The sequence below is a fragment of the Streptomyces sp. NPDC048383 genome, from assembly GCF_040651775.1.
Lineage (GTDB): Bacteria > Actinomycetota > Actinomycetes > Streptomycetales > Streptomycetaceae > Streptomyces.
The window spans coordinates 128,400-139,988 of sequence record NZ_JBEZKS010000001.1; the positions used below are offsets into that span (position 1 = coordinate 128,400).

Here is an 11,589-nt window from a genome sequence, read left to right on the forward strand (position 1 = left end):
AGTTCTGACCCGAAAACCCAAGCTCCGCTTATGGGTTGGGCCGCGCCGGCGCGGCAGGATCAGCAGCCGACGCGGTTCGCGGCGACCTGTTTGAGCGCGTCCAGCACCACGGCCGTCGCCGGGATCCGCAGGTGGTCGCGGTACACGTACGCGGCGATGTGGCGGCGCGCCGCCGGCTGGAGCACGCGACCGCAGACCCGGTTGAGCGAGAGCGAGGGCAGCACCAGCGCCGGCATCATCGCCACGCCCAGGCCCTGCGCGACCAGACTCTGCACCACGAGGTTGTCGTCGGTCGCGAACCGGATGTCGGGGACGAAGCCCAGCTCCGCACACTCGTGCAGCAGGTTCGCCCGGCAGCGCGGACAGCCGGCGATCCACCGTTCCTCGGCGAGGTCGGCCAGGTTCACCGCCCGGCGGCGGGCGAGCGGATGCCCGGTGGGAAGTAGCACCGTCAGCTGGTCCTCCATCAGCCTCACCTCGGCGACGTCCTCGGGGATCTCCTCGTGCAGGCCCGGATAGGTGAAGGCCAGGGTGATGTCGCACTCGCCGCGCTGGAGCCGGCGCAGCGACTCGGGCGGTTCCCCTTCGAGCAGTTCGACCTGCACGCCGGGATGGTCCTTGGCGAGTCCGCTGAGGGCTTCCGGGACGAGGGTGACGTTGGCACTGGGGAAGCCGCAGACCCGTACGCGGCCGGTGCGCAGGCGCGTGTAGGCCTTCAGCTGGGCCTCGGCGGCGGAGAGGCTGCCCAGGATGGACTCGGCGTGGCGGGCGAGGGACTCGCCGGCCTCGGTGAGTTTCATCGTCCGGCCCACGCGGGTGAACAGCGGTGTGCCGACGGCGCGTTCGAGTGCCTTCATCTGCTGGGTGATCGCCGGCTGGGTGTAGCCCAGGACGCGCGCGGCCGCCGAGTACGAGCCCGCGGCGACCACTTCGTGGAATGTCCGTATGTGCCGTGAATCGAACACGACCGAAGCATAAGCGGATGTTGGGAGGGGCCGTGAGCGGATTCCCGCCCACGGCCCCTCCCATCGAGCCGGTCTCCTCGCCGGGTGGACGCGTGGTCCACCGGGCGGGACCGCCCGCTACTTGTCGCCGACGCGCGAGCCGAGCGTGATGTCGACCGTGGTGGGCCTGCCGTCGCGCTGGTAGGTCAGCTTCACCGTGTCGCCCGGCTTGTACGTCCAGATCATGCTGATCAGGGTCGGCCCGCTGTCGACCGGCTTGCCGCCGAATTCGGTGATCAGGTCGCCGGGCTTGAGGCCCGCCTTGCCGGCCGGACCGTTCGGGTCGACCAGTTCGTTGGCGGGGGCGCCCTGCTCGGATACCTTCGCGCCGTCGGTCTTCGCCTGGAGGTCGACGGAGACCGAGATCACCGGGTAGACCGGCTTGCCCGTCTTGATCAGCGATTCGGCGACGTTCTTGGCCTGGTTGATCGGGATGGCGAAACCGAGGCCGATCGAGCCGGCCTGGCCGCCGCCGAATCCGCCGTTGCCCGCGGACTGGATCGCCGAGTTGATGCCGATGACCGCGCCGCGGCCGTCGAGCAGCGGACCGCCGGAGTTGCCCGGGTTGATCGAGGCGTCCGTCTGCAGGGCACTCATGTACGAGTTCTTGCTGCCGGAGCCGTCGCCGGAGGCCACCGGACGGTTCTTGGCGCTGACGATGCCGGTGGTGACCGTGTTGGAGAGGCCGAACGGAGCACCGATCGCGATGGTCGCGTCGCCGACGGCCACCTTGTCGGAGTCCCCGAGAGCCAGCGGCTTGAGGCCGGCGGGCGGGTTCTTCAGCTTCAGGACGGCGACGTCGTAGCCCTGGGCCCGGCCGATCACCTCGGCCTCGTACTTCTTGCCGTCGGAGAAGATCGCGGAGACCTTGCCTCCGTTCGCCGCGGAGGCCACCACGTGGTTGTTCGTGAGGATGTGGCCCTGCTGGTCGTAGACGAAGCCGGTGCCGGTGCCGCCCTCGCCGTCCCCGGCCGAGGCCGAGGCCGAGGCCTCGATGGTGACGACGCTGGGCAGCGAGGCTGCGGCGAGTCCGGCGATCGAGCCGGAGTCCCGCTTGAGGTCCTTCGGCGTGCTCGCGCTGATCGTCGTCGAGCCCGATCCGCCCTCGCTGCGCTCGGCGGCCCAGTAGCCGATGCCGCCGCCGACGCCGCCCGCGAGGAGCGCCGCCACGAGTACGGCCGCGATCAGGCCGCCCTTGCCCCTGCCCTTGCCCTTGGGAGGCGGGGTGCCGTCCGGGGTGAGCGGTGCGCCCCAGGCACCGCCTCCGTGGCCGCCGCCTTCGTACGCGGGAACCGCCGGCGGGGGCGGGGGCCAGCCCTCGGCGCCGTACGCGGCCGCGGGGGCCGGCTCACCGTACGGCGGGGCCTGGGCGTAGCCCTGAGCCGGCGCGCCCGGGTGGGCGGGAGCGGCCGGCGCGTGGGCCGGTGCCTGCGGCGGCGCGGGCGGAGGTGCGGTCGGCGGAAGCTGCTGGGTCTGCTCGACCCCCGGGGCCGGAGCGCCCGGGGCCGGAGCGCCCGGCGCCCCGACGGGCGTCGGAGCGGCCACCGGCACGGGGGGTGCTGACGGGGCCGCGGGGGGCGTCTGGGCCGCGGTGCCCTCGTTCTCGGTGCTCACAGCGCTCTCTCCTCGTCACACACGGCTTGGACACGGTCTATACGGCTGACACATCACGTCACAGCTGACCCGACTGGCACTGCTGAAACAGCTGCTGGAAATATCTGGCGATATCGACCCGACATCGGTCCGACTAAACGTTCGACGCGCCGCACAAGTTCCAGGGCGAAGCCTTTCCCATGACCCGTCAGAGCACTGTAAGCCGGACCTGTGCGTCTCCCCCCATCCTTTATCCCCGACATTTCGGACGCATCCGCAGGACTCGCCCCGACGCGCGGGTGCGCCACGATGGCACCATGACCGGGTGACCCACGCAACGCCGCGCCCCATCCAGGTCGTCGCCCATCGCGGCGCCTCGGAGGATGCCCCCGAGCACACCCTGGCCGCCTACCGGAAGGCCATCGAGGACGGCGCCGACGCCCTCGAATGCGACATCCGACTGACCGCGGACGGCCATCTGGTCCTGGTCCACGACCGCCGGGTGAACCGTACGTCGAACGGCCGCGGCGCCGTATCGGCCCTGGAGCTGGCCGATCTCGCCGCCCTCGACTTCGGGTCCTGGAAGGACCGCGAGGAGTCCCCCGACTGGGACGCCGACCCCGAGCGCACCTCCGTCCTCACCCTGGAGAGGCTGCTGGAGCTGGTGTCCGACGCCGGCCGGCCGGTCCAGCTCGCCATCGAGACGAAGCACCCCACCCGCTGGGCCGGACAGGTGGAGGAGCGCCTCCTCTTCCTGCTCAAGCGCTTCGGTCTGGACGCCCCGCCGGCCGACGGGCCGCACCCGGTCCGCGTCATGAGCTTCTCCGCCCGCTCCCTGCACCGGGTGCGGTCCGCCGCCCCCACGATCCCGACCGTGTACCTGATGCAGTTCATCTCGCCCCGGATGCGCGACGGCCGGTTGCCCGCCGGGGTCCGGATCGCCGGACCGGGGATGCGGATCGTGCGTGGCCACCCCGGATTCGTCCGCAAGCTCCAGGCCGCGGGGTACTCCGTCCACGTATGGACCGTGAACGAGCCCGAAGACGTTCAGCTGTGCGCTGATCTGGGTGTGGAAGCGATCATCACGAACAGGCCCCGCCAAGTTCTGTCACAACTGGGACGCTGACGTCCCTATTTGCACACCCGTCACAGATGAACCCCGCGTGACAGGGTGTGCTCCGGCGCATCCGCTCCGCAATCAATGGTCATGAATGCGTCAGAGGGCCCGGTCGTGGCGGTTTCCGGTCCAGGCCATTGGGGCATCCAGATCATGGCGTGGGGCTAAGGAGGTACCGGGGGTGGCGTTGGTGATGGCACAAGAAGTGCCCACGTCTTCGTGCATGGACGTGTCCCATGGGCCGGCGGGCGTGGGCGAGGCGAGACACCGCATGCGCGAACACCTACGCATCAGCGGTCTGTCCGAATCGGTCGTGGACGATGCCGTACTGATCCTTTCCGAACTGCTCAGCAACGCCTGCCGACACGGCCGGCCCCTGGGCGCGCGGGAGATCGGCGACGGGGAGATACGCGCCGCGTGGCGCGTCGACAAGGCGGGCCGGCTGACGGTCGAGGTCACGGACGGCGGCGGTCCCACCCGCCCGGTTCCGTCCACCCCCTCGGTCACCGCCCGGGGCGGCCGCGGGCTCAACATCATCAACGCGCTGGCCCAGGACTGGGGCGTCCGCGACGGGGCGGCGGGTGAGGTCACCGTGTGGGTGATCGTCGCCCGAGGGGCGCGGCACGAGGATTTCGCTACGCGCGTCACAGCCCCGGCGATCGGCTACGCATCGGCCTTCGACGACCTGGATCCGTGAACGGTCCGCACATCCGCACATCCGCACATCCGGGCGTCCGCGCATACGCGCATCCGTGTCACCGGCGGCGTCCGCATCCATATCCGCATCCGTATCCGCATCCGTCCGCGGGCACCAGCCCGTTTCACCCGCACCACCCGCATCGATCCCCGCAGTACCGGTCATCCGCGCAGGCGGCCGTCCGGGAGCGCACGCCGACCGTGCTCCCGGCCGTACCCCACCGGTTCCGGCGGTACGAACGGCTAGGCTCGCGACCAGAGAGACCGCCGTACCGCCGCAACCGGGAGACACCCACGATGGCCAAGAAGCGCCCCGCCGCGAAGACCGCGAAGCCGCAGCTCAACAACGGGGAGATCCCCGTGGTGGGCGCGCGCGAGCCCTGTCCCTGCGGATCCGGTCGCCGCTACAAGGCCTGCCACGGCGCGGCCGCCGCGCACGCCGTCACCGAGCACGTGCGGCGCCCCTTCGAGGGGCTGCCGGGCGAGTGCGACTGGGTGGCGCTGCGCGAGCTCGTGCCCGCGGCCACCATCCCGCTGACCCTCAAGGCCGGACTGCCCGAGGGCGTCCCGTCCGTCACGCTGGTGACCGTACTGCCCATGGCGTGGCCGGCCCTGCGCCGCGAGGACGGCTCCGTCCTGCTCGGCCTGCAGAACGACTCGACCACCGGTGACCTGGCCCGCGACATGGCCGACACCCTGGAGCGCGCGCTCGTGGCCGAGCCCGGAACGCCGGTCGCGGCACGTCGAGTTCCGGCCGAGGGCACCCGTCTTCAGGATCTGCTCGACCTCGACGGCGTTTTCGAGCCGGTTGTGCACAGCGGCTTCGAATTCTGGATTCCGGAGTCGGAGAGCGCCCAGACCTCCGCCCCGGAGATCGCCGCCTCGCTGGAACGCGCCAACGCAGCCGCCATCCCGACGGTCAAGCTGGAGGGCGTCGACGCGGCCTACTGGTGCGAGACGCCGGACAAGAACCACCTGCGGTGGGTCATGCCGCACGCCGAGGAGAAGCTCCTCGACGCCTTGGCGCGGCTGCACGCCGCGGGCACCTCCTCGCTCGGCGAGGGCACCAAACTCGTGGGCTCCTTCCGGGCGCACGGCCTCGTCGTTCCCGTCTGGGACCTGCCCACCGGAGTCTCCGCCGACGACGTGGAGAAGCCGGCCGCCGAGTTCGCGGAGCGGCTCGCCGCGGCCCTGGCCACGGACACCCCGCTCACCGCCGAGGAGCGCCGCGCGCGCGGTGGCCTCACCAACCGCCAGGTGACGCTCAGCTGACGCCCGCGCGCCCGCGGGAGCGGTGACGGCGACCGCAACTCCCCCTAATCGCCTGCAAATCCGTGTCCGAATATCAGAGATCGAATTTGCGAACAGGCGATCTCTTGTTACCGTTCTTGTAGCCCGGTCGCTGGTGCATCCCCCGTCGCCAGCGACCGGGCCCTTCCATTTCAGGCTGCGGTCAACCGTCTGCCGGGTCCGGTGAGTTGCTCCCGGACCGCAGGAGCAGCTGCCCTTCATCATCCGGAACTGCAAATTCCGCTACCGCCGAGTAGTCGGCCGTCTTTCCGGCCGAGTCCTCCTGGGGCGTCTCGCACAATCCCGGTTCGTCCCCCGCTCCCACGACGCAGCGGATCCGCACCGTGCGCCCCTCGGGTCCCATGACGGTGAGCACCGCGTCCAGGATCCGTCCGCTGGTGTTGCGGTAGTAGGTCCGCCCCCAGGTCCGGCCCCCGCTCTCCAGGACACAGGTCTGCGCCTCCACCCCGTGCGGGGAGGAGAGTTCGGGACCGCACCGGGTGTCCGTACGCGTCCGCACGTCCGGCCCGGGCTCCGACGGGAGCGCCTCGCGCGCGACGGATCGCGTCGCATCCGGGTTCCGGGCCGCGACCGGCGTACGGGAAGGGCCGGAAAGGCCGAGCGAGGAGAGCAACCCCCCGCCTTTTCCGTCATCCTGACCGGCGAGATCCGGCCCGGCGATCGCCCCGGCGAGGGGGAGCGACAAGATGACGAGCACACCGGCGCCGATACCGATCAGGCGGAGATTCATTCGCCGAAGATAGCGACGCCGGAAAGGGCCCCGGAGATCCCCGCGCCCAATTCCCTTGTAATCCGGCCCTGCTGGCACCCGTACGAGTGATGCGGCCGCCGCCGGGATCTTCCCGCGCCTAGCCGTACGTTCCCTCCCCGAGGCCGCCGTGGTCACCCGGGGACGCCGTGCTCAGTAGGCGAGCCGGCTGCCGCCGCCCGGGGCGCCGCTGCTGGCCTCGACGAGCGCGTCCACGACCGCTTCGACGTCCGGCAGCCACGGGCCGTCGGGGCCCGTCGCGGGTTCGCGTTCCCAGTGGACCTGCCCGCCACCGGAAGCGGTGGAGGGCGGCAGCAACAGGTAGCCGCCCTCACCGTGGAACCGCAGCGAGGCGGGCACGTGGTCCTTGGCGTAGAGGAGTTCACCGAGGCGCTCCAGCGAGTACGGCGCCACCAGCAGCGCCCACCGGGTCGGCGTGGCGACGATCGGCCCGATCCGCATGCCCTGCGCGTCCAGTCGTACGACGGCACGCGCGGCGGCGGCGGCCGGCAGGCTCACCGCGCAGGGCGCGGCGCCACCGGTGGCCAGGAGCAGCGGGGCACTGGGCCGCCTGGCCCACCACCAGGCCACCATCCGGGGGTCGGTGGTGGCGGCGAGCAGTCCGGGGTCGAAGGGATGCGCGCCGGGCACCGCGCAGTCGGGGTCCGGGCACGCGCAGCGCGCACCGTCCGCGCCGGCCCGGCCCACTCCGGGCAGCACGGGCCACTTCCGCAGGGTGGCGCAGGTGAGCGCCGCGTCGAGCAGGGACGGAACCGCCGCTGCCGAGGCCGCGCGGGACGCGGCGCGCGGGGACTTCCACCGGTCGCGGAGCCGCTGGAGACGCCTTCCGAGGATCTCGCGCATGAGCGCTCGTTCCTTTCCGTTGAACGCCAAGGGGCCACATCACACCATGTGAGCGGTGTCTCACCACACGTACAGGTTTCGCGGCACCGTTCGCCGGAAGCAGGTTCACACGCTTCGTGCAGTTTTCTTACGGGTCCATCAAACGTCCGGCGGGGGCGGAGAGCGACCCGCACCGGTGTCGAGACCGGCTCCGCCGCTAAGGACGGCGGCGCGTGCCGGGCGGTTCCCGGCGGTGCCGGAAGGCGTCAACTGGCCCTGGGCACTACCGATTACGTACCCGAGGCCACTGCGACGCCCGCTCAGTCGATCGCAAAAACCGTACGCTTCCAGCTTTTTCCGGCCAAGTTTTACCCCTGGCCGGACAGTGAGTTGTCGTCCCTCGGACACCGATATTCCCGCTGGTGCCATGCTGGACATCGCTCCTCGTGTGCGTGTAGATGTGGATCCATCGATGGCGGCGCAGCACGATCTGGGGGTTTGCGATGCTATATGGCGAATCGCACCAGGTGGAAAGGCGGACGCCATGAGCGCCCCGCATCTACCGAAAGTGGCTGGAATCGATCCAGCAGTTACAGCGTCAGCGCAGACTCCGGCGCCCACGCCCGCTTCCACGCCCGTACGCACCACCCCCGCGCAGGCCGCCCAGCCTGCCGCGAGCAGCGTCATCCAGGACCGGCTGGCGGGCATGGTCTCGGACCTCACCACGCTCCACGAACTCACCGAACGCCTCGCCCGGGCCCGTGACCTCGACTCCTCCCTCCAGGAGTTCCTGCGGGCCGGAGCCGCCCTCGTCGGCGCGCGTCGCGGCCTGGTCGTCCTGGAGCCCTCCGACGGACTCGGCCCCACCACCACGATCGGCCTCGGTCTGGGGCGCGCGGACCTCGGTCACATCGAGACGGTGCCGCGCAGCGCCACCTCCTACGGCCGCATCCTCGACGGACTCCCCGACGCCCACGGCGGCTCCGAGGTGCTCCCCGAGCCGGGCAGCGCGCCGACGGCGCCCGGACCCGGCGCCCACGAACCCCCCGTCGACCCCCGCCACCGCGAGGTCGCGGCCCGACTCGGCTACGCGGCCAGCTACGCGCTGCCGCTGACCGCCGACGCCACCGGCCGGCTCGGCGCGGCCGTCTGGCTCTACGACGAACAGGCCGAGCCGAGCGAGCGTCAGCGCGACCTCGCCGGGCTCTACGTGCGGCACGCCGCCGAGCACTTGGCGCGGATGGTCGAGGTGGACCGCTCGCGCACCCGGCTGGCCACCGTCGCCGAGGAGCTGCTGCCCAGCCGGCTCCCCCGGATCGCCGGGGTCCAGCTCGCCGCCCGGCACCACACCGGACCGCGCGGCGGCGGCGACTGGTACGACGCCCTCCCGTTGCCCGAGGGCGCCATGGGCCTGGCCGTCGGCTCCGTCACCGGTTCCGGGCCGAGCGCCGTCGCCGCGATGGGACGGCTGCGGGCATCGCTGCGCGCGTACGCCGTCATGGAGGGCGAAGACCCCGTCGCCGTCCTGTCCGACCTCGAACTGCTGCTGCGCCTGACCGAGCCGGCCCGCTCGGCGACCGCGCTCTTCGCGTACTGCGAGCCCGCCGCGCGAAAGATCATCCTCGCCGGGGCCGGGCACGCCCCGCCCCTGCTGATCGGCGAGCGGCGCACCGAGTACGTGGAGACCTCGCTCTCCGCGCCGCTCGGGATGCTGGCCTGCTGGGAGGCGCCCAGCGTGGAGATCGAGCCCGCGTCGGGAGAAACGGTGCTGCTCTACACGGACGGGCTGTTGCGGCGGACCGGTGACGCCATGGACCGGGCGTACGCCCGGCTGCACGCGGCGGCGGCGGGGGTTCCCCGTACGGTCCGGGACGACCCGGGGGCGATCTGCGACCACATCCTGCGGACCGTGCTGCCCGGCGAGGACCCGGCCGCACCCTCGGCGGATCCGGACGAGGACGTGGTGCTGCTCGCCGTCCGGTTCGACTGAGATCCGGTGCGGTGGGGGCGGGGGCACGTGCCGCCACGGAAGACGATCGTCCGGTTTGACTGATATGTCACAAGTCACGCCGGGCGTCTTCTCCTCGCACATACGATGGATGAGGTCCGTACCCGGTACCCGCATGTCGTAGCAGCTGAGGAGAAGACGTGGCTGACGAGCTCACCCCGGAGACCCCGGAAGAAGAGCAGCCCCAGAAGAAGCACAAGCAGCGCAAGAACGGGCTGTACCCGGGCGTCAGCGAAGAACTCGCGGAGAGCATGCGCGGTGGTTGGGCCGACACCGAGCTGCGCGGCCTGGAGCCCATCGCCCAGGCGTCGCACACGGCCGCGCGTCGCGCCGCGCTGTCCGCGCGCTTCCCCGGCGACCGCCTCGTCATCGCGGCCGGCCGGCTGAAGACCCGCTCGAACGACACCGAGTACCCCTTCCGCGCCTCGACCGAGTACGCCTACCTCACCGGCGACCAGACCGAGAACGGCGTCCTGGTCCTGGAGCCCACGGGCGGGACCGGGCACACCGCCACGATCTACCTGCTGCCCCGCTCCAACCGCGAGAACGGCGAGTTCTGGCTCTCCGGCCAGGGCGAACTGTGGGTCGGCCGCCGCCATTCCCTGGCCGAGGCCGAGCAGCTGCTGGGCATCCCGGCCAAGGACGTCCGCGAACTCGCCGAGGCCCTCGCCGAGGCGGAGGGCCCGGTCCGCAACGTCCGCGGTCACGACTCCGTCATCGAGACCGCCCTCACCGACAAGGTGACCAAGGAGCTCGACGAGGAGCTGCGCGTCTACCTCTCCGAGGCCCGCGCGGTGAAGGACGACTTCGAGATCGGCGAGCTCCAGAAGGCCGTCGACTCCACCGTCCGCGGCTTCGAGGACGTCGTAAGGGTCCTCGACAAGGCCGAGGCCACGTCCGAGCGCTACATCGAGGGCACCTTCTTCCTGCGCGCCCGCGTCGAGGGCAACGACGTCGGCTACGGCTCCATCTGCGCCGCCGGCCCGCACGCGTGCACCCTGCACTGGGTCCGCAACGACGGCGACGTCCGCTCCGGCGACCTGCTGCTGCTCGACGCCGGCGTGGAAACCCACTCCCTCTACACCGCCGACGTCACGCGCACCCTGCCCATCAGCGGCAACTGGACCGACATCCAGCGCAAGATCTACGACGCGGTGTACGCCTCCCAGGAAGCCGGCATCGCCGCCGTCAAGCCGGGCGCCAAGTTCCGCGACTTCCACGACGCCTCCCAGCACGTGCTCGCCGAGAAGCTGGTCGAGTGGGGCCTGCTGGAGGGCCCGGTCGAGCGCGTCCTGGAACTGGGCCTGCAGCGCCGCTGGACCCTGCACGGCACCGGCCACATGCTCGGCATGGACGTCCACGACTGCGCCGCCGCGCGCACCGAGGCGTACGTCGACGGCACGTTGGTGCCGGGCGTGTGCCTGACCGTCGAGCCGGGCCTGTACTTCCAGGCCGACGACCTGACCGTGCCCGAGGAGTACCGGGGCATCGGCGTCCGGATCGAGGACGACATCCTCGTGACCGAGGACGGCAACCGGAACCTGTCGGCCGCCCTGCCGCGCACGTCGGACGACGTCGAGGCGTGGATGGCCCGCCTCAAGGGCTGAGCCGAGCATTCAAGGGGTCGACGACCGGCGTCCGACGCCGGCCCGCGACACACGGTGGGCGGGACCTCCTGCGGGAGGTCCCGCCCACCGGCGCGTTGCGCGGCGGGCGGGGCTTGCGGAGGGAGCGGCTTCGGGGGCTGTTACGAGACCTTCAGGAGCGCGTCGTCGCGCCACTTCAGCATCTTGTCGAAGCTCACCACGGCTCCCCGGCCGGGTCGGTTGCGGAAGCGGACGTGGTCGGCGAGTTCCTCGATCAGGTGCAGGCCCCGGCCGTTCTCGGCCAGGGAGGGTCTGCGACGGGCCACCGTCGCGGCCGGGAACCCCGGGCCGGAGTCGGACACTTCGATGCGGCAGCGGTCCCCGTCCAGATAGGCCGTGACGTGGTACGCCCCGGTCCCGTCCGGATCGTCGCGGCCCTCCCCGTCACCGTCGACGGAACCGTCCGGGGTGCCGACGCCGGACGTGCCGCAGCGGGGGCCCGCCCCGCGGCCGCCGTGCTCCACCGCGTTCGCACACGCCTCGGTCAGTGCCATCGACAGGTCGAAGGAGATGTCCGGGTCCACCCCCGCGGTCTCCATCGTCCCCAACAGCAGTCGCCTGGCGAGCGGCACGCTCGCGGCTTCGCGCCTCAAGTGGAGAGACCACCAGATGCTCATACGGTT

General features: G+C 71.6%; 10 protein-coding genes. 5 read left to right on the top strand and 5 right to left on the bottom strand.

Annotated features, from left to right (window positions below; all coding sequences use genetic code 11):
• Positions 1-59: 59 nt before the first annotated feature.
• Positions 60-965, bottom strand: a complete 906-nt coding sequence (locus AB0D46_RS00660; RefSeq protein ID WP_362875055.1) for a LysR family transcriptional regulator — start codon at positions 963-965, stop codon at positions 60-62.
• A gap of 117 nt (positions 966-1,082) precedes the next feature.
• A complete protein-coding gene (locus tag AB0D46_RS00665; protein WP_362875056.1) occupies positions 1,083-2,618 on the bottom strand; it encodes a trypsin-like peptidase domain-containing protein in 1,536 nt (511 codons plus the stop codon).
• A 304-nt stretch (positions 2,619-2,922) separates the two neighbouring features.
• Between AB0D46_RS00665 and AB0D46_RS00670 the strand changes: the two genes are divergently transcribed.
• The 3 genes from AB0D46_RS00670 (at position 2,923) to AB0D46_RS00680 (ending at position 5,682) form a co-directional block, all read left to right on the top strand.
• Positions 2,923-3,723, top strand: coding sequence for a glycerophosphodiester phosphodiesterase (locus AB0D46_RS00670; RefSeq protein ID WP_362875057.1), 801 nt, complete (start codon positions 2,923-2,925; stop codon positions 3,721-3,723).
• A gap of 85 nt (positions 3,724-3,808) precedes the next feature.
• The gene (locus AB0D46_RS00675; protein ID WP_362875058.1) at positions 3,809-4,411 is read left to right on the top strand and encodes an ATP-binding protein; all 603 of its coding nucleotides are present in this window, start codon (positions 3,809-3,811) and stop codon (positions 4,409-4,411) included.
• Positions 4,412-4,707: 296 nt separating this feature from the next.
• Entirely contained in the window at positions 4,708-5,682 is a 975-nt protein-coding gene (locus tag AB0D46_RS00680) for a DUF5926 family protein (protein ID WP_362875059.1), read from the top strand.
• Positions 5,683-5,863: 181 nt separating this feature from the next.
• Here AB0D46_RS00680 and AB0D46_RS00685 read toward each other — a convergent pair whose 3' ends face one another.
• Entirely contained in the window at positions 5,864-6,451 is a 588-nt protein-coding gene (locus tag AB0D46_RS00685) for a hypothetical protein (protein ID WP_362875060.1), read from the bottom strand.
• 171 nt (positions 6,452-6,622) lie between these two features.
• Complete coding sequence (locus AB0D46_RS00690) at positions 6,623-7,333, bottom strand: bifunctional DNA primase/polymerase (protein ID WP_362875061.1); 711 nt, start codon at positions 7,331-7,333, stop codon at positions 6,623-6,625.
• A 406-nt stretch (positions 7,334-7,739) separates the two neighbouring features.
• Here AB0D46_RS00690 and AB0D46_RS00695 point away from each other — a divergent pair, with 406 nt between their 5' ends.
• On the top strand, positions 7,740-9,302 hold the full coding sequence (locus AB0D46_RS00695; RefSeq protein WP_362875062.1) for a PP2C family protein-serine/threonine phosphatase: 1,563 nt from the start codon (positions 7,740-7,742) through the stop codon (positions 9,300-9,302).
• Between the two features lie 158 nt (positions 9,303-9,460).
• Positions 9,461-10,927: an aminopeptidase P family protein gene (locus tag AB0D46_RS00700; protein ID WP_362875063.1), complete on the top strand. Its 1,467-nt coding sequence runs from the start codon at positions 9,461-9,463 to the stop codon at positions 10,925-10,927.
• Positions 10,928-11,067: 140 nt separating this feature from the next.
• Here AB0D46_RS00700 and AB0D46_RS00705 read toward each other — a convergent pair whose 3' ends face one another.
• Positions 11,068-11,583 (bottom strand): ATP-binding protein, encoded by a 516-nt coding sequence (locus AB0D46_RS00705; protein ID WP_362875064.1) that lies wholly within the window; start codon positions 11,581-11,583, stop codon positions 11,068-11,070.
• Positions 11,584-11,589 lie beyond the last annotated feature (6 nt).